The organism is Streptomyces tatrensis, from assembly GCF_049310065.1.
In the GTDB taxonomy this organism is placed as follows: Bacteria; Actinomycetota; Actinomycetes; order Streptomycetales; family Streptomycetaceae; genus Streptomyces.
On record NZ_JBMDLB010000011.1, the window covers coordinates 1,466,584 to 1,483,590 of the forward strand.

Here is a 17,007-nt window from a genome sequence, read left to right on the forward strand (position 1 = left end):
CAATGGGCCCCGGTCCGGCGCGGTCAAGCCATGGATCGCACGCAGGCGACCGGGTCCTCTGCCGCGGACTTCGTCCCGGAGCGCGGGGCGTCGGGACCGGCGGGCCGGCGCTGGAAGATGCTGTGCAGGATCATGCTGAAGACGACCGCCCCGTCGCCGTCGACCAGCAGGCACTTGGGCTGCACGATGCCGGTGGTCGGGTTGAACGGTGACGGGCGGGACCCGAGGATCTCCACTCGGGCGGTGAGGACGTCTCCCGGGCGGACGGGGCGCACGTAGCGGATCTCGTCGACCCCCGGGGAGCCGGTGCACGCGCTGTGGACCAGCAACCCGTCCACGTAGCGCCGCATGAACATCGAGGCGGTGTGCCAGCCGCTGGCGATCAGACCGCCGAACGGCGACCGGGCGGCGAGCTCCGGGTCCGTGTGGAAGGGCTGCGGATCGAAGCGCTTTCCGAACTCCAGCACCTCCTCGGTGGTGACGGTGATCGTGCCCAGCTCGTGGACATCACCGGTCCGGAAGTCCTCGAAGTAGCGCATCACGCGCCCCCCTTGACGTAGAGCAGTGGTTCCTTGGCACGAACCAATCTACGAATCGTTCGTTTATTTTGTCAAGCCAAAAGAAGCTTGGATAGAGCCTGTTCGGTGTCCCTCCACAGGTCTCCGGGGTCCTCGATACCGACCGACATCCGCACCAGACCCGCCCCGATACCGGCCGCCGCCAACGCCTCCTCGCCCAACTCTCGATGGGAGGTACTGGCCGGATGCGTCACCAGCGTCTCCACACCGCCCAGGGACAGCGCGAGCCGTGCCACCCGCACTCCCTCCACGAACACCCGCCCCGCCTCCCGCCCGCCGGCCAGGTCGAAGGAGAGCAGTCCTCCCCCGCCGGAAAGCACCTTGCGGGCGGTGGCGTAGGACGGGTGGCTGGTGAGCCATGGCCAGTGGACGGCCCCGACGGCGGGATGAGCAGCCAGCCGAGCGGCCAGCAGTTCAGCGTTGGCGCAGTGCTCCCGCATCCTCAGGGGCAGTGTCGGTATCCCTCGGAGGGTCAGCCACGCGGCGAACGGGTCGACACTGGCTCCGAGTTCGACCGTGCGCGGCCATATCTCCTGCCGCAGGCCGTCGTCCGCGAAGACGGCCACGCCTCCGAGGACGTCGGAGTGGCCGCCCAGGTATTTGGTCGTGGAATGCAGCACGATGTCGGCTCCCAGTCCGATGGGGCGGCACAGGACGGGCGACGCGAGGGAGTTGTCCACGACGGTGATGATGCTCCGGCGACGGGCTTCGGCGAGCAGGCCCGGTAGATCCGCGACTTGGCCCGTCGGGTTCGCGATGGTCTCCAGCAGAAGCAGTCGGGTCCGGCCACCTGCGGCCGCCTCGAACTCGGCCACCTCGTCACCACTGATGTACGTGACGTCCACGCCGTAGCGGTCCGCCAGGTCGGTCAGGGCGGCGTACGTCCCTCCGTACAGACACCGCTGCGCGATCACGTGATCGCCAGGGCGTAACAGCGCCAGCAGGACGCCGCTGATGGCCCCCATGCCCGAGGCGAAGGCTATGGCCGAAGCCCCGCCCTCCAGACCGGCGAGGGTGCGCTCCAGGGCTCGGACGGTGGGATTGCCGCGGCGGCTGTAGACGTACTGGCCGTCGGGGCCGGCCATGGCTTCGGCCAGCTCGCTCGCGGAGTCGAAGGCGAAGGCCGAGGATTGCACCAGGGGCACGGAGAGCGGCCAACTCCCTTGCGGTAAAGGCTGATTCACCACATGCACGGCACGGGTTCGGATGTCTTTGTCTTCCATGGGGTCTCCTGTCTGATGGACCGGTCCGTCCGGCCGTCTGCGTCACATACGGGGAGCAGAAAAGGGGTCGCCCGACGTCCTGGGAGGACATCGGGCGACCCCTTGGCGAGTGCGGGACGAGCCCGTACGTCACACCCCCGCGGTCTCGCTTTGCGGCGTGGGAGCAGCTGCGGGCGCCGCCGCCTTGTCGCCCTTCATCACGAGGAGAGTGATCACGGCGCCGGCGGCCGCGATGGCGGCGGCGGCGAGGAAGGCGGCACTGAAGCCATCGGTGAGGGCGGGCAGGTTGCCGAGCTCACCAGCGCCCTGCGTGGTGGCAAGAGCGGTCAGAGCGGCAAGACCGAGGGCCGAGCCCACGTTGTACGTGGTGTTGACGATGCCCGAGGCCAGACCCGCCTGCTCCTGGGGCGCGCCCGACATGGCGGCGATCATCGCGGGGATGTAGGCGAGGGCCATGCCGAGGGCTGCGACGAGCGAGGCGGGGAGAACGTCGACCAGGAAGGTGCCGGTCGGCTCCACGGCCGACAGCCAGACCAGCCCGGCGGCGAGGGCCAGAAGCCCGGCGACGATCAACGGCTTCGCACCGAACCTGCCCATGAGGCGAGCGGTGATGGCCGTCATGAAGATCATCAGCAGGATCGTCATGGGGAGCAGCGCGGCGCCGGAGGCGAAGGCCCCGTAGTTGAGGACCTGCTGGAGGTAGAGGTTGAGGAAGTACCACATCGGGATCCACGCGGCACCGAGCAGCGTCATGGCCAGGTTGGCCGAGCCGAGGCGCGGCACCCGCCAGACGCTGAGCGGCATGAGCGGCTCGCGGACGGACTTCTGGACCACGAAGAAGACGATGAGCAGAACGGCCGCGCCGATCAGCTCCAGGACGGTGGCGGTGGAACCCCAGCCCACCTCAGGGGCACGGACGACAGCGAACACGGCGAGCGCGAGGCCGGCAGTGACGGCCACCGCACCCAGAACGTCGACAGAACCTCGGCGGGACGCGACGGCCGGCAGCAGCTTGGTCGCAGCGAGACTCGCGAGTCCGATCGGGATGTAGATGATGAAGACCCACTGCCAGCTCATCCACTCGGTGAAGACACCACCGAGGAACACACCCGCAGTACCGCCGGCGGGGGCAGCGGCGCCATACAGCGCCATCGCCTTGCCGAGCTCCTTCGGGTCATGCATGAAGAGCATCATCAGCAAGGTCATGGCCGCGGGTGCGATCAGCGCGCCACCAATGCCCTGGACGGCACGGCCGACAATCTCGACCGCGGCTGTCTGCGCGGCAGCGGCGACGATCGAACCGACGATCATGGTCACCCAGCCGGCGGCGAAGATCTTGCGGGCCCCGACAAGGTCGGAGAGACGGCCGCCGAGCAGGAGTAATCCGCCGAAGACGATGACATAGGCGCTGAAGACCCACTGCAGCTCGCCCTGCGAGAAGCCGAGGTCCTTCTGCATCTCGGGGAGCGCGACTCCGATGATCGAAGTGTCCATGATGACCATGAATTGCGCGGTGGCAAGCACGGCAAGTGCCCACCAGCGCCGGGGATTGACGGTTGACATTGCCCTGACCCTTCTCTGCATCATACCCCTAGGGGGTACCTTCGCGAAGCAACGTAGCATACCCATGGGGGGTATGTAAGAGCGGAGTGAGGGCGATCGTAGAGCGAGGGGACCGAGCTCCGGCAGGTTGTGCCGCCTCCACTGCCAGGCGGGCCCCTAGCCGGTCCGGTTGAGGGCCACGCCGGCGGAACGCTGACGGACGCCTACGGCAACGAACGCTGGATGCGCGCCCCCATGAACCCCAGCGCGCCCCTGAGCGACGACTCCGACCAGCGGCACGCCCGCTTCTCGCGGTGGTGCTTGCCGAGGACGCTCAGCTGGACCGGGAGGAGGAGCACCGCACCCGAAACTCCGACCGGCGCGCTGACCAACGCGGTCAGCAGCCTGGCGGCAAGCCCTCCCAGCACAAGCCACCAATCCGCCGCTGCCCGTACTGAAATCGTCAGGCCAGTATCAGCCCGCTCATTCCCAGGGCGGCCGATCTGCAATGCGACGTTCACGAGCAGCAGGTGCAGCCGGGATTGCATCCGCACGCATCCGCTTCCGGCATGGGGGCTGCGGCGGCTGCCAGGGCGCAGCAGCCCTTGCCCTGCCAGGCGTCGCAGCCTTCCTTCACGGCGATGACGGCGATGACGAGGGCGGCGATGGGGTCGGCCCAGGAGCAGCCGAGGGTGGCGTTAAGGACCAGGCCGACGAGGAGGACTGCGGAGAGGTAGGTGCACAGCAAGGTCCGCTTGGAGTCGGCGACCGCGCTGGCGGATCCCAGGTCCCGGCCGGCGCTGCGCTGGGCTGCGGACAGGAATGGCATGACGGCCAGGGAGAGTGAGGCGATGCCTATGCCGGGGATGGAGCGGGTGGCTTCGCCGGTGCCCGTACGGCGTCGACGCTGATGTAGGCGGCGAGCGCGAGGAAGGAGACGGCGATGATCCGCATTGTCGTCTTCTCCCGGGCTTCGCGTACGGAGTGCTCGCGTGCGGAGAACTGCCAGGCGACCGCAGTGGCTGAGGAGACCATCCAGGTCGCCTCGCCCTCGACCCGCACGAACATCCCGGGCGTCTTCTCAGCCGGCGACGTCGTCGACCACACCTACCACCAAGCCATCACCGCAGCCGGCTCCGGCTGCGCAGCGGCTCTCGACGACGAGCGCTACCTCGCCGCTCTGGGCGACAACAGCGCGGACGTCGACATTGGCGCAGGTCAACGCCTGACTGACGGACCCCCACCCCCGGGCGGGGCCAGCGTTCAACGTTTCCACCGACGTCCAGCCCCGTCTCTTCCACGGGGCATCCCACCACCCCGGACCGTAAAGCCGATATTGACAATCTCATGTGGTGTGGATCCTTTCGGGGATGGCTGAGCCGGAAAGACACTGATTGTTGTGTGGTGACGCCGTCGCGCTCCTGCCGTGGTGTGGTGGAGGCGGGGGTCAGAGGGTCACCTGATCGAAGTGGTCGGCGAGGACTGTGGCTGCCAGCAGTCCGGCGATTCCGGCGCCCACCACCACTGCATGCTCCCGGTTGCCGGAACGCAGCGTCGGCCTGGTGTTCTTCATGCAGGTCCTTCCCGTACATCCTGCAGCCGGCCACGGTCTGTGAGGGTGTGGCCCACTCTGCTTCGCGCAAGTTGTGAGCAGGAGACTCCAACGTGTGCCATCGCGCATGCCGTGTGGTCCCCAACTGGTCCCCAGCGAGCTGGCTCTGTCCTGCCATCAGGGTCTCGGTGAGGCGAGGCGGCATCGACCGACCCCTCGCACTTCCGCCGCGCATCGCGGCGGCCCGCAGATCCGCGCGGCCCAAGCGCGGACGGATGCGCGGGCCCCGACAGGAGACGGCGGAGCGGACCAGAGCGCCCCGTACGAGTGATCATCGGTGTGTTTACGTGGAGGCATGGGCCGTCGTCGCCAAGGATGCGCGCATGCGCCTTACATCTTCCCTGCTGAGCCGTGCCCTCGTCCCCTTCGTGGCTTCCGTCGCACTGCTGACCACGACCGCCGCCGCTTCATCTGCCGCGCTGGAGTCGTGCGGTTCGGTCATCACCGCTCCGCTCGCACCGTCGGTTCCCGCCGACGATCCCTGCCCCAGCACCGACCCGGTCGTGTGCCGCATCCGCATCCTGCCGATGGACGAAAAGGTGGAGGCGCAGCGGACCCGGATCCGCTACCACGGCCTCCTGGAGGACATGCACCGGACCGAGGCGAACATGCGCGAGTCGGGAGCCTCCGAGGAAGAGATCGCGAGGGAACTGGTCGACATGCGCAACCAGGCCAAGGAGATCACCCGCGCCGGCATGACCCCGGAGGAGGTCCGCATCCTGGAGGAACGGAACACGGCCAAGTACGGCAACCCTCTCGGACCCACCGCGGACCAGCTCTACGCCAAGTACGGCTCCTGGGAGAAGGTCACCGACGCGTCGATGCGGACCAGCTACGCCGTCGACCGTGAGCTCAGCCTCGAATACCGCCCCTGCCCCGTGTGACAACCGGCCGTCCGAAGGCCATCCCCAAGCCATGGCCTCGCCGCGGGTGAGCCCCCGGATCCGGCGTGGTCCGCGGTGCCGTGGAGGGCGTGCAGGACCGTGGCGGCCCCGATGAGGGGTGGCCGGCGAAGTCCAGTTCCTCAGCGAGGTCGAAGACACGCGCCCGCCGGATGCGCTCCGATCGCCATCGTGGATCAGGAAGACGGGCTCGAAGTGCCGAAGTTCCCGGGTGATGGTCTGCATCTGCGCGCCGGTCAGCGCATCGGCGTCGTTCACGTGCGGTCCGCAGCGGCGAGAGCAGGAAGGGGAGTACGGCGAGGAGTTGCCCAGGGCCCCGGTCTACCGGGCCGTCCGAGCGCCGGGCGCAGGAAGCAGGGCGGGCGCGCCGGTTACCACCTGTGCATCCTGCAGTCGTTTGAGTGATGAGAGCGTCCGGCCGGTGCGTTCACACCCCAGGCCGCACCGGCCGACTGTCGGAGATTCCGAGAGTGACAATTGTGGGTGAGTGCCGTGCCGGTCGGTTCACGGAGTGCAGGTGGCAGGGCCTGCTCGGATGGACCGGTTGCCGAGCCGGCAGGAGACGACGATGAACGGCTCCGTCCGTGTCGGACGTGTTGTCGGGGTACCGCTGCGGATGCACTGGAGCGTTCCGCTGCTGGCGGTGCTGCTCGCCTACGGTCTCGGCCGCCAGGCCCTCCCCGCGATGGCTCCGGGACGCTCGGATGCCGTGTACGCCTTCGCCAGTGTCGTAGGAGCGGCACTTCTCATGGGCAGCCTGCTGCTCCACGAGACGGCACACGCCGCGACGGCCCGCAGGAGGAAGATCTCGGTACAGGACGTGACGCTGTGGGCGCTGGGCGGGATGACCAGAATGGGGCGCCCGCAAACCGCCGCGGCGGCCTTCGCGGTGGCGGTCAGCGGGCCGCTCGCCAGCCTGGCCATCGGAGGCGTAGCGCTCGGAGCCGGAATAGGGCTGCATGCGCTACTCGGCTGGGCGGTGCCCGCGGCCGTCCTGGTGTGGCTCGGCTGGGCGAACCTGTTCCTTGGCGCGTTCAACCTGCTGCCCGCCGCACCGCTCGACGGCGGAAGGGTGCTGCAGGCGCTGCTGTGGTGGCGCACCGGAGACCGGCAGCGTGCGGACCGGGCGGCATCCCGCAGCGGTCAGGTCATGGGAGTACTGCTGGCGGCCGTCGGATGGATCTCCTTCCTGCGCGGAGTGCCGGGCGGGCTGTGGCTCGTCCTCGTCGGCCTCTTCATCACGGTCGTCGCCGGCGCGGAACGGCAGAACGCCGTTCTCCACACGGCCGTACAGGGTGTGCGCGTGGCCGATGCCATGTCCAGCCCGGTGACCACTGGTCCCGACTGGCTGACCGTCCAGCGTTTCATCGACGAGGTGGCAGTGAAATCCCGGCATTCCGCCCTGCCGCTGCTCGACTTCGAAGGCCGTCCCAGCGGAATCGTGCATGTGCGCCGGCTGGCCTCGATCCCGGGAGCACACCGGGAAGGGCTGCGCGTACGCGAGGTGGCGACGGCGCTCGCGCAGTGTGCAGCTGCCGCTCCGAACGAGCTTCTGAGCGAGGTTCTCGACAGGCTCGGCCCAGGGACCGGCATGCCCATCCTCGTGGTGGACGCTGGCCATCTGGTGGGGATCGTCACCGCCAAGGACATATCCCGGCTGATGCAGCGACACGCTCTGGGTGGCCAAGGGTCCAGCTGAGTCGCGGTAGCCGTGGTCCCGGCCGGCGAGTTCTGGGCAGCCTTGAGGGCATCCGCGTGCTCGAGGCGCCACAACAGTGGTCGAACGCAGCGGCGAAGAAATCCTTCGGCTCCCGTGCTGTCGGCTTCAGCTCCGCGATCACTGGATGTAGATGTCTTTGGTTGCGGTGATGCCGGACACAGAAGAAGCCCGAATCCATGGGATCCGGGCCTCTTCCAAAAGTAGCGGGGACAGGATTTGAACCTGCGACCTCTGGGTTATGAGCCCAGCGAGCTACCGAGCTGCTCCACCCCGCGTCGGTAGCACCACCCTACGGCACTCCGTGGAAGCCTCGGACCGCCGGGATGACCACTCCCCCGCACCGGGCGGCTTCAGCGGCAGTAGAGCTGAATGGTGTCGGCGGCGGCTGAACCGTAGTTTTCACCCGTCGCCGAGAGGCGCTGGTGACCGGCGAGAGAGGAACGCGGCCGATGGCTATCGGCGAACGGCGGTAGCGGACGGGCACGGCCCACACCCGATCGCCCATTGCATCTTCATCACCCTCCCCCGCCATCGGCCATCACTGCTCCTGGATCGGTGTCAGAGGCCGGGAAGGTGCTGGCCGTTCAACTGCCATAGCGCGGCCGAGTACCAGAGCAGCGCGATCGCGGCGACCAGCAGGCCGCCGACCGTCGGCAGGGTCCATCCGGGGAGGCGCCGGCTGCGTACCACCACGACCTTGGCAACGAAGGCGCCGTAGAGCACGCAGCCGGTCACGGAGTGCACCGCCACCCGGGTGCCGGTGAGCTGGACTCCGTAGGCGGTGACGCAGTGGTAGGTGATGGGCAGTGAGAGCAAGAAGGCGAGCAGACCGCCGATCCGGTGTAGGACGGGCACCGGGCGCGGGGCGGGGCCCGCGCCCGGCAGACGCCGGTAGAGCCACAGGGCGAGGAGGAGCTGGAGCACCGCCATGCCGAGCAGGGCGGTGCCCAGGAGGGCCTTGAGGTCGTTGGCGTCGCCGTCGCGGCGGCCGAAGAGGCTGCTGAGGTAGTCGGGGGTGCGCGAGAGGCCGTACCAGTACAGGGCCAAGGTCACAGCCGCCGGCAGCAGGACGGCCGCGAGTACCTCTACGGTGCTGCGGGCAGGGCGCCGCACGGCGGGTCAGTCGCCTTCGACCTTGTCGCCGGCAGCGTTCAGCACGTACCACTTGGCGCCGAACTGGCTCAACTCCTCGCCGCTGGTGTCTCCGGCCTTCGCGTCGCCCGCGTAGTAATACAGCGGATGGCCCTTGTAGGTCACCTGCATGGTGTCGTCGGCGCGCTTGGAGGTACTGAGCAGACCGGCCGTCGCGCCCTGCCCGGCCTGCGGGGCACCGGTGGCGGTCAGCGGCGGCCAGGCTGCCGCGCAGGCACCGTTGCACGTGGATGTGGCCGACGCGTCGGCCTCGAAGAGATAGAGCGTACGGCCGTCAGCACCGACCAGGATGCCCCCGAATTTGCTGTTGGCGACCGACACGGTGGCCGTAGTGCCTGAGGACGGCGTGCTGGAGGCAGGCACACTGGTGGACGAGTAGGGGCCGGCTGACGACGACTTGCTGCTGGAACTGGAGCAGCCGCTGCCAACAGCAGCGAGCAACACCGCGGCCGTCATCCACTTGATCGCCACACCGGTTCGCTTCACGAGGCCTCCATCGGGTACGGGGCGGCCCGTCCGGATGCGCGGATCGCCCGGCGCCAGTTGATCCCGGGCAACCGGGCGCGTCCACCACGACGTGCCCTGCACCCGCCGAACGAGCACGTTAGTTGCCCCCGTCGGAGCAGACCTCGGCACGCAGCACCGTCAACCGCGCGTCCATGTGCACGACCTAGCAGGCGGCTCGCCCGGAGGCCAGGACGGCAAGGGCGGTGACAACGGCGGCCACCACTACGGCCGTCCCATCGCGGACGGTGAGGAAGCTGCCGGCGGGAGCCCGGTGCGAGGCCGCCATGAGGCTGACGCGGGCGGCCTGGGCGAGAACGCCCGCCGCGAGTACGTCCACCGGCGCACTCTCCGCACCCTCACCGAGGCCCGGATCAGGATCGCCACTTGGATCACCGACTTCTACAACATCCGCCGACTACACAGCGTGTGCGGGTCCAAGAACCCGATCGACTACGAGGACGAGCACCGGGCCGGCCTCACCGCGGGACTGGCTGTATAGGAAGGACTCCACAGTTCGAGGGGATTGACACAGGGAGCCGGTTGCGGAGCCGTTGAGCACGGCAGCCGGGGGTACGCGACCGGGGTCCCCGGCGCGCCGCCGGTTCGCAGGACGCCACAGCCTGTAGGGGAAGGAGTGCAGGCGCGGCGGCGAGGCTTTCTGGAGGACGGATGACGTCGGTGGACCGTTCACCGGAAGAGGCACTACCCGACGACCGGACCGGGCCGAGGACCGCGCGGCGGGCCGGCCAGGGCTCCGCCGTCCTGGGGTGGCTGTCGACCACCGACCACAAGGTGATCGGCAACCTCTACCTGGTGACGGCCTTCGCCTTCTTCCTCTTCGCCGGCGTGCTGGCCATGCTCATGCGCGCCGAACTCGCCCGCCCCGGGCTGCAGATCATTTCGAACCAGCAGTACAACGAAGCATTCACCATCCACGCCACGATCATGATGCTGCTGTTCGCGACCCCGACATTCACCGGATTCGCCAACGCGATCATGCCGTTGCAGATCGGCGCGCCGGATGTCGCGTTTCCCCGACTCAACGCCTTTACCTACTGGGTGTACCTGTTCGGGGGCCTCCTGGTGATCTCCGGCTTCCTGACCGCGGACGGGGCGGCGTCCTTCGGGTGGTTCGCCTACGCACCACTGAACGGCGCCCGGTACTCCCCGGGGACAGGCCCCGACCTGTGGGCCATGGGGCTGGCCGTCTCAGGGCTCAGCACGATCCTTGGATCGGTGAACTTCATTACCACCATCATCTGCCTGCGCGCCCCCGGCATGACCTTGTTCCGCATGCCGATCTTCACCTGGAACGTGCTGTTCACTTCTATTCTGGCGCTCCTGGCCTTTCCGGTCCTCACGGCGGCACTACTGGTCCTGGAGGCGGACAGGAAGTTCGGTTCGCATGTTTTCGACCCTGCCAATGGGGGCGCCCTGCTGTGGCAGCACCTCTTCTGGTTCTTCGGGCATCCGGAGGTCTACATCGTGGCCCTGCCGTTCTTCGGGGTGGTGAGCGAGATCCTCCCCGTCTTCAGCCGCAAGCCGATGTTCGGCTACGTGTCCCTGATCGGTGCCACGATCGCCATCACCGGACTCTCCGCGACCGTGTGGGCTCACCACATGTTCGCGACGGGGGCCGTTCTGCTGCCCTTCTTCTCCCTGCTGTCCTTCCTGATCGCCGTGCCGACCGGCGTGAAGTTCTTCAACTGGATCGGGACGATGTGGAAGGGATCGCTCTCCTTCGAGACACCGATGCTGTGGTCCATCGGCTTCCTCGTCACCTTCCTCCTGGGCGGCCTGACGGGTGTTCTGGTGGCGTCACCACCGCTGGACTTCCACCTGACGGACAGCTACTTCGTCGTCGCCCATCTCCATTACGTCCTCTTCGGCACCATCGTCTTCGCCACCTTCGGCGGCTTCTACTTCTGGTGGCCCAAGCTGACCGGGCGGATGCTGGACGAGCGGCTCGGCAGAATCCACTTCTGGACGCTGTTCATCGGCTTCCAGACCACCTTCCTGGTCCAGCACTGGCTGGGTGAGGCCGGCATGCCGCGCCGTTACGCGAACTACCTCCCGAGCGACGGCTTCACGCTCCTCAACACGGTCTCCACCCTCGGGTCCTTCCTGCTGGGCCTCTCGACGCTGCCCTTCCTCTACAACGTCTGGAAGACCCACCGCTACGGCGAGCGGGTCACCGTCGACGACCCCTGGGGATGGGGCCGCTCCCTGGAGTGGGCGACGAGCTGCCCGCCACCACGGCACAACTTCCACGCCCTGCCCCGGATCCGCTCGGAATCCCCGGCCTTCGACCTTCACCACCCGGAGGTGCCCCGTGAAAGGTGAGGCCTGGCTCTTCACCGGCACGGCCCTGTTCTTCGCGGCGACCACCATCGTCTACGGCTGGTTCTCCCGGGAGCCGGCGGGCAGCGCCGCACTCTGCGTCTCCTTCGTCATGGCGAGCCTCGTCGCCGCCTACCTCTGGCGCCAGTACCGGCGCGGCGGAGAGCGGCCGGAGGACCGTAAGGAGGCCGAGGTACAAGAGGCCGGCGGCCGACAGGCCTTCTTCCCCGCCCGCAGCTACTTTCCCGTACTGGCGGCCGCGGGCAGCGCGCTGATCGGCCTGGGGGTGGTCCAGGGCCTGTGGCTGTGCCTCATCGGGTTCGGCGTCCTGCTGCCGGGGATCCTGGGATTCGCCTTCCAGAACCTCGGCCACGAGGAGTAGTCGCGAGGAGCAGTTCAGCCGTCCTCGGCAGACCTGTGAGCATCCGGTCCCGCAGTGGTCGCGTCGATCTTCCGGCGCTGTTCGGCGGTCGTGGGGTAGGCGACCTGGTCCTCGTAATACCAGGCGCTGATCGCCGACCGCACTCTGTCCAGCAGACGGCGCAGGCCGCTGCGGTCGGGGCCGGCATCGTCGTCGACGGGGCGCAGCGGCCGCGGCCGCTCCCTGGCGAGCACGGCGTACCGCTCGACGGCCGTGAGGGCCCGGTGCTGAGGGTGGAAGCCGCCCTCGGCGCTCTGGTGCACCAGGCCGGACGCCTCCCCCTCGGCCAGCAGTCGGCGCTCGCGCGACTGGAGGGCCAGGCACAGCCGCCGGGTGAGCCAGAAGACGGTCACCGGTACCGCGAAGAACCCGATGCGCAGCACCCAGGTCAGTGCGTGCACGGGCACGTCGAAGACGAAGGCGAGGATGTCCTGGGCCCCGGCGAGGAGCAGCACGGCGTAGCAGGAGAGGGCCGCCACACCCAGGGCCGTACGGACAGGCCGGTCACGCGGACGGTCGCACAGGTGCCGCTCCCCCGTCGCGCCGGTGATCCAGCGTTCGAAGAAGGGGTAGGCGTAGAGGAGCGCGAAGAGGATGCCGGGCAGGACTACCGCCGTGAGCAGGGGGTTCCACATGATCGTGTGCCCCCACAGGCGTGTTTCCACACCGGGCATCAGGCGCAGCGCCCCTTCCAGGAACCCGACGTACCAGTCGGGCTGGGCGCCGATGGAGACCACGTCGGCGCGGTAGGGGCCGTAGGTCCAGATGGGGTTGATCTGCGCGACGGCTCCCAGGACGGCCATCAGCCCGAAGACGGTGAAGAACAGCCCGGCGGACTTGGCCACGTACTGGGGGAAGAAGGGCAGGCCGACGACGTTGCGGCCGGTCCGGCCGGGCCCCGGCCATTGCGTGTGCTTCAGGGTGAAGACGAGGAGGATGTGCACCGTGATCAGGCCCAGCAGCAGGCCGGGGACCAGCAGGATGTGCACGGGGTAGAGGCGGGACATGATGTCGCCCCCGGGATACTCGCCGCCGAAGGCGAAGAAGCTCAGATAGGTGCCGGCGACCGGGATCGACAGCATGATCCCCTGTGCGATCCGCAGGCCGGTGCCCGACAGCAGGTCGTCGGGCAGGGAGTATCCCGCGAAGCCCTCCAGCAGTGCCAGCAGGAACAGTGTCACTCCCACCAGCCAGTTGGCTTCGCGAGGGCGGCGGAAGGCGCCGGTGAGGAACACCCGCAGCATGTGCGCCCCGATGGCGGCGAGGAAGACCAGCGCGGCCCAGTGGTGGATCTGACGGATCAGCAGCCCGCCCCGTACGTCGAAGCTGATCCTCAGGGTGGAGAGGTAGGCCTGCGACATGAGCACGCCGCGCAACGGCTCGTAGGAACCCTGATAGGGCGTCTCCCGCATCGACGGATCGAAGAAGAAGGTCAGGAACACCCCGGTCAGCAACAGCACGATGAAGCTGTACAGCGCCAGCTCGCCCAGCAGAAACGACCAGTGGTCGGGAAAGATCTTCCGCACGACCGACCGCGCCAGCTCCGACAGCGGCAGCCGCGCGTCCAAGCCGTCGGCCCCCCGCACCACCGCCCGCTGTGCCTTGTTCCTCAGCCGCGCTTCCCGCCTCGAACCCGGCACCGGCCTGCACCTCCTGTCCGAACGTCGCTACTGGGTCGAGCAAGCCATCCGGAGCGTGCGCACAAAACTACCGATAACTGCCATTCACTATCAATTCAGACACGGCGCCCGAGCCGTTCCAGCAGCGCGGGAAGGTCAGCGAAGGAGTCGAGGACGTGGTCCGGTGTGCCGTCGGCCGCCCGGTGCGTCTCGGGCAGGTATTTGCCGGTCCTGACGAGCACGCCGGTGATTCCGCTGCGCTGGGCCGCCAGCACGTCGGATTCGATGTCGTCGCCCACCATGAGAGCTTCGGACGGGGTGGCGCCCATGTGCTTGAGGGCGGAGGCGAAGAACGCTTCGGCGGGTTTGCCGGTGATCTCCGCCTCCACCCGGGCGGCCCGTTCCAGTCCCAGGAGGAAGGCCCCCGTATCGAGGTCGAGGCCGGTGGCGGTACGCCAGTACAGATTCCGGTGCATGGCGACGAGACGCGCACCACGCTGCAGATGCCTGAAGACTCGGTTGAGGGCCCCATAGCCGAAAGCTTCGCCCGCTCCCCCGAAGACGACCACGTCCGGCGCGGCGCCGTCCGCATCCGATTTCGCTTCGTCGACGAGCGTCAGACCCGCGAGATCGTCACGGACGTCGCCGGTGTTGACCAGCAGACAGCGGGCGCCCGGGTAGTGTTCCCGCAGGTATGCGGCGGTGGCTGCGGGTGCGGTGAGGATGTCGTCGACGCCTACGGGGAAGCCCTCCGCGGCCAGTTTCGCGGCGATCGAGGCGCGGGTCCGTGAGGTGTTGTTGGTGACCAGCACCAGCGGGATTCCTTCGGCTCGGAGCTGCCGCATGGCCTCTACGGAGCCGGGCAGCGGCTTCCACGACACCGTGAGCACACCGTCGATGTCGATCAGGACCGCTCGGATTCGTTCCATACGCCGACCGTCCACGGCTTGCGCCGAAGTCGCAAATGGGGTTGCTTCGAAGTAGGCGTGTACAGGGTTCCGTCTCCCCTCATTGGGGTGAAGCACCATGATGTTCACTGATCGCGCGGACGCGGGACAGCGTCTTGCCGAAGCCCTCCGGCACCTGGAGGGGGCGGATCCCGTCGTCCTGGGTCTGCCCCGTGGCGGAGTCCCGGTGGCCTTCCAGGTGGCGCGGGCGCTGGGCGCCCCGCTCGATGTGATCGTGGTGCGCAAGCTCGGGGTCCCGTACCACCGGGAGCTGGGGTTCGGCGCCATCGGCGAGGGTGGCGTTCGGGTCATCAGAGACGACATCGTCCGCCAGAGCCGGGCCGAGAAGGAGGACCTCGCGGCGGTCGAGCACGCCGAGGAGGCGGAGCTCGTACGCCAAGCGCGAAGGTTCCGCGACGACCGCCCGCGCGTGCCGCTCGACGGCCGGACGGTGATCGTCGTGGACGACGGGATCGCGACCGGCGCCACGGCCGCAGCCGCGTGCGCGGTCGTACGGACGATGGGTGCGGCGCGGGTGGTTCTGGCCGTGCCTGTGGCTCCGCCGGATGCCGTCGCCTGGCTACGCACCGAAGCGGACGAAGTGGTGTGCCTCTCCACACCACGTGCCTTTCGCGCCGTCGGCGAGTGGTACCAGGACTTCTCGCAGACCCCCGACGACGAGGTCGTCGCCCTTCTGGCACAGGCCCCGGACGGGCTCGCGGCGCGCCGGCCCGCCCGGGCCGCCGAGGTGGTGGTGGAGGCGGGCGACGTCAGACTGACCGGGGAGCTGACCATGCCGAAGGGTGCGGGGGCCGTGGTCGTGTTCGCCCACGGCTCCGGCAGCAGCCGCCACAGCCCGCGCAACCGGTCGGTGGCGGCGGCCCTGAACCGGGCCGGCCTGGGCACCCTGCTCTTCGACCTGCTCACGCCGGCTGAGGAAGCCGACCGCGCGAACGTCTTCGACACCGAAACCCTCGGCCGGAGGCTGGCGGACGCCACCCGCTGGCTGCGGCACCTCCAGGCCGTCCCGACCGGCTATTTCGGAGCGAGCACCGGAGCCGCCGCGGCCTTGCGGGCCGCCGCGTCTCCCGACGCGGACATCGGCGCCGTGGTCTCCCGCGGCGGCCGCCCCGACCTCGCCGGGCCACGGCTCGCCGACGTACGGGCACCCACGCTCCTCATCGTGGGCGGCCGCGACACGAGGGTGCTCGACCTCAACCAGCGGGCCCAGCGGGAGCTGCGCTGCGAGAACCGGCTCGACATCATCCCCGGCGCCACCCACCTCTTCGAGGAACCGGGAGCACTGGACGAGGTGGCCGGCCTTGCCCTGGCCTGGTTCACGAAGCACCTGCTGGCAGCGGCCGGGTAGCGCTGCTGACCGAAGCCGGGGCGCGGCGTTTCCCAGCCGCTCCTCGGGCGCCTCCTGGTCACGGGACCGGCACGGCGGCACACTGAAGGGTCCACGGCCCCGCACCGGCAGGAGCGACGTGCCCGTCCCGATCATCATCGACTGCGATCCCGGACACGACGACGCCCTCGCGATCATGCTGGCGGCCGGGGACCCCGCGGTCGACCTGCTGGCCATCACCACCGTCGCGGGCAATCAGACGCTCGACAAGACCACCCTGAACGCGCGGCGCGTCTGCACAGTGGCCGGGATCACCGATGTGCCCATCGCGGCGGGCTGCGCCCGGCCGCTCGTCCAGGCACTCAGCGTCGCGGACGACGTGCACGGCGCCTCCGGCCTCGACGGACCGATGTTCCCGGAGCCCACCGTGGACATCGTCCCGGAGCACGCGGTGGACCTCATCCACCGGATACTGACCGGGCATCCGGAGCCGGTCACCCTCGTACCGACGGCGCCGTTGACCAATATCGCCCTCCTGCTGACCCGCTTTCCGCAGGACGCTGCCCGTATCCGCGAGATCGTCCTGATGGGCGGATCGACGGAGCGTGGCAACCGGACCCCGGCAGCCGAGTTCAACATCCTCACGGATCCGGAGGCCGCGGACATCGTCTTCCGCAGTGGCGTGCCCGTCACCATGTGCGGTCTCAACGTCACGCACCAGGCGCTGGCCACGCCCGAGGTGGTGGCCCGCTTCGAGGGGCTCGGTACGCCCCTCGGACACCTGTGCGCCGAGTTGCTGACCTTCTTCGCGTCCACGTACCGCACACTGTGGGGGTTCCCGCACCCGCCGTTGCACGACCCCGTCGCGGTGGCCCGCGTCATCGACCCCGGGCTCGTGCACTGCGTGGACGCGAACGTCGTCGTGGACTTGCACGGCCGGTACACGCGCGGTGCCACCGTGGTGGACCTGGAGCGTTACGTGGACCGCCCGGTCAACGCCCGGGTCGCGGTGGGTTTGGAGACCGACCGGTTCTGGGACCGGATGATCGGCGCCGTCGCGGTCCTCGGAGCCCGTACACCGCGTGAGCGGGGGTAG

At 68.9% G+C, this 17,007-nt stretch carries 16 protein-coding genes, 1 tRNA gene and 2 pseudogenes; 8 read left to right on the forward strand and 11 right to left on the reverse strand.

Features of this window, described 5'->3' with window-relative positions; all coding sequences use genetic code 11:
- Window positions 1-23: 23 nt before the first annotated feature.
- From ACODT5_RS22270 to ACODT5_RS22290, 5 genes and pseudogenes are all read right to left on the reverse strand, one after another.
- On the reverse strand, window positions 24-539 hold the full coding sequence (locus ACODT5_RS22270) for a MaoC family dehydratase (RefSeq protein ID WP_422521067.1): 516 nt from the start codon (window positions 537-539) through the stop codon (window positions 24-26).
- A gap of 71 nt (window positions 540-610) precedes the next feature.
- A complete protein-coding gene (locus ACODT5_RS22275) occupies window positions 611-1,801 on the reverse strand; it encodes a trans-sulfuration enzyme family protein (RefSeq protein ID WP_422521068.1) in 1,191 nt (396 codons plus the stop codon).
- 129 nt (window positions 1,802-1,930) lie between these two features.
- Window positions 1,931-3,364, reverse strand: a complete 1,434-nt coding sequence (locus tag ACODT5_RS22280) for an MFS transporter (protein ID WP_422521069.1) — start codon at window positions 3,362-3,364, stop codon at window positions 1,931-1,933.
- Between the two features lie 203 nt (window positions 3,365-3,567).
- On the reverse strand, window positions 3,568-3,891 hold the full coding sequence (locus tag ACODT5_RS22285) for a hypothetical protein (RefSeq protein WP_422525273.1): 324 nt from the start codon (window positions 3,889-3,891) through the stop codon (window positions 3,568-3,570).
- Window positions 3,861-4,375, reverse strand: a pseudogene (locus ACODT5_RS22290) (cation efflux transmembrane domain-containing protein); the annotation flags it as partial. The pseudogene ACODT5_RS22290 and the gene ACODT5_RS22285, both read right to left, overlap by 31 nt.
- A 7-nt stretch (window positions 4,376-4,382) precedes the next feature.
- Here ACODT5_RS22290 and ACODT5_RS22295 point away from each other — a divergent pair.
- Window positions 4,383-4,532: pseudogene (locus ACODT5_RS22295) on the forward strand (thioredoxin-disulfide reductase); the annotation flags it as partial.
- A 258-nt stretch (window positions 4,533-4,790) separates the two neighbouring features.
- Here ACODT5_RS22295 and ACODT5_RS22300 read toward each other — a convergent pair.
- The gene (locus ACODT5_RS22300; RefSeq protein ID WP_422521070.1) at window positions 4,791-4,916 is read right to left on the reverse strand and encodes a hypothetical protein; all 126 of its coding nucleotides are present in this window, start codon (window positions 4,914-4,916) and stop codon (window positions 4,791-4,793) included.
- A gap of 362 nt (window positions 4,917-5,278) precedes the next feature.
- On the opposite strand from ACODT5_RS22300, the gene ACODT5_RS22305 reads away from it, so the two are divergent.
- Window positions 5,279-5,839, forward strand: coding sequence for a hypothetical protein (locus ACODT5_RS22305; RefSeq protein WP_422521071.1), 561 nt, complete (start codon window positions 5,279-5,281; stop codon window positions 5,837-5,839).
- A 586-nt stretch (window positions 5,840-6,425) separates the two neighbouring features.
- Window positions 6,426-7,556 carry a site-2 protease family protein gene (locus ACODT5_RS22310; RefSeq protein WP_422521072.1) on the forward strand — a complete coding sequence of 377 codons (1,131 nt, stop codon included), beginning with the start codon at window positions 6,426-6,428 and terminating at the stop codon, window positions 7,554-7,556.
- A 222-nt stretch (window positions 7,557-7,778) separates the two neighbouring features.
- Here the strand turns inward: ACODT5_RS22310 and ACODT5_RS22315 are convergent.
- From ACODT5_RS22315 to ACODT5_RS22325, 3 genes are all read right to left on the reverse strand, one after another.
- Window positions 7,779-7,852: transfer RNA gene (locus ACODT5_RS22315), tRNA-Met, on the reverse strand.
- A gap of 283 nt (window positions 7,853-8,135) precedes the next feature.
- Window positions 8,136-8,690: a DUF6529 family protein gene (locus ACODT5_RS22320; RefSeq protein WP_422521073.1), complete on the reverse strand. Its 555-nt coding sequence runs from the start codon at window positions 8,688-8,690 to the stop codon at window positions 8,136-8,138.
- Window positions 8,691-8,696: 6 nt separating this feature from the next.
- On the reverse strand, window positions 8,697-9,215 hold the full coding sequence (locus ACODT5_RS22325; protein ID WP_422521074.1) for a COG4315 family predicted lipoprotein: 519 nt from the start codon (window positions 9,213-9,215) through the stop codon (window positions 8,697-8,699).
- Window positions 9,216-9,390: 175 nt separating this feature from the next.
- Between ACODT5_RS22325 and ACODT5_RS22330 the strand changes: the two genes are divergently transcribed.
- The 3 genes from ACODT5_RS22330 to ctaF all read left to right on the forward strand — a co-directional run bounded on the left by ACODT5_RS22330 (window position 9,391) and on the right by ctaF (window position 11,958).
- Window positions 9,391-9,735 (forward strand): hypothetical protein, encoded by a 345-nt coding sequence (locus ACODT5_RS22330; RefSeq protein WP_422521075.1) that lies wholly within the window; start codon window positions 9,391-9,393, stop codon window positions 9,733-9,735.
- 263 nt (window positions 9,736-9,998) lie between these two features.
- Window positions 9,999-11,579, forward strand: a complete 1,581-nt coding sequence (ctaD, locus tag ACODT5_RS22335) for an aa3-type cytochrome oxidase subunit I (RefSeq protein WP_479685673.1) — start codon at window positions 9,999-10,001, stop codon at window positions 11,577-11,579.
- The gene (gene ctaF / locus ACODT5_RS22340) at window positions 11,569-11,958 is read left to right on the forward strand and encodes an aa3-type cytochrome oxidase subunit IV (RefSeq protein ID WP_422521077.1); all 390 of its coding nucleotides are present in this window, start codon (window positions 11,569-11,571) and stop codon (window positions 11,956-11,958) included. Before ctaD ends, ctaF begins: the two co-directional genes overlap by 11 nt.
- Window positions 11,959-11,972: 14 nt before the next feature.
- Here ctaF and qcrB read toward each other — a convergent pair whose 3' ends face one another.
- Window positions 11,973-13,637: a cytochrome bc1 complex cytochrome b subunit gene (qcrB, locus tag ACODT5_RS22345; RefSeq protein WP_422521078.1), complete on the reverse strand. Its 1,665-nt coding sequence runs from the start codon at window positions 13,635-13,637 to the stop codon at window positions 11,973-11,975.
- 95 nt (window positions 13,638-13,732) lie between these two features.
- Complete coding sequence (locus ACODT5_RS22350) at window positions 13,733-14,644, reverse strand: HAD-IIA family hydrolase (protein ID WP_422521079.1); 912 nt, start codon at window positions 14,642-14,644, stop codon at window positions 13,733-13,735.
- On the opposite strand from ACODT5_RS22350, the gene ACODT5_RS22355 reads away from it, so the two are divergent.
- Together ACODT5_RS22355 and ACODT5_RS22360 are read left to right on the forward strand one after the other, a co-directional pair.
- On the forward strand, window positions 14,643-15,932 hold the full coding sequence (locus tag ACODT5_RS22355) for a phosphoribosyltransferase family protein (RefSeq protein ID WP_422521080.1): 1,290 nt from the start codon (window positions 14,643-14,645) through the stop codon (window positions 15,930-15,932). The genes ACODT5_RS22350 and ACODT5_RS22355 overlap by 2 nt on opposite strands.
- A gap of 118 nt (window positions 15,933-16,050) precedes the next feature.
- Window positions 16,051-17,007: a nucleoside hydrolase gene (locus tag ACODT5_RS22360; RefSeq protein WP_422521081.1), complete on the forward strand. Its 957-nt coding sequence runs from the start codon at window positions 16,051-16,053 to the stop codon at window positions 17,005-17,007.

What these genes read in the sequence shown, in the direction of transcription:
- ACODT5_RS22270 (WP_422521067.1), bottom strand. Translation starts at nt 539, where the DNA reads ATGCGCTACTTCGAGGACTTCCGGACCGGTGATGTCCACGAGCTGGGC.
- ACODT5_RS22275 (WP_422521068.1), bottom strand. Translation starts at nt 1,801, where the DNA reads ATGGAAGACAAAGACATCCGAACCCGTGCCGTGCATGTGGTGAATCAG.
- ACODT5_RS22280 (WP_422521069.1), bottom strand. Translation starts at nt 3,364, where the DNA reads ATGTCAACCGTCAATCCCCGGCGCTGGTGGGCACTTGCCGTGCTTGCC.
- ACODT5_RS22285 (WP_422525273.1), bottom strand. Translation starts at nt 3,891, where the DNA reads ATGCAATCCCGGCTGCACCTGCTGCTCGTGAACGTCGCATTGCAGATC.
- ACODT5_RS22300 (WP_422521070.1), bottom strand. Translation starts at nt 4,916, where the DNA reads ATGAAGAACACCAGGCCGACGCTGCGTTCCGGCAACCGGGAGCATGCA.
- ACODT5_RS22305 (WP_422521071.1), top strand. Translation starts at nt 5,279, where the DNA reads ATGCGCCTTACATCTTCCCTGCTGAGCCGTGCCCTCGTCCCCTTCGTG.
- ACODT5_RS22310 (WP_422521072.1), top strand. Translation starts at nt 6,426, where the DNA reads ATGAACGGCTCCGTCCGTGTCGGACGTGTTGTCGGGGTACCGCTGCGG.
- ACODT5_RS22355 (WP_422521080.1), top strand. Translation starts at nt 14,643, where the DNA reads ATGATGTTCACTGATCGCGCGGACGCGGGACAGCGTCTTGCCGAAGCC.
- ACODT5_RS22350 (WP_422521079.1), bottom strand. Translation starts at nt 14,644, where the DNA reads ATGGTGCTTCACCCCAATGAGGGGAGACGGAACCCTGTACACGCCTAC.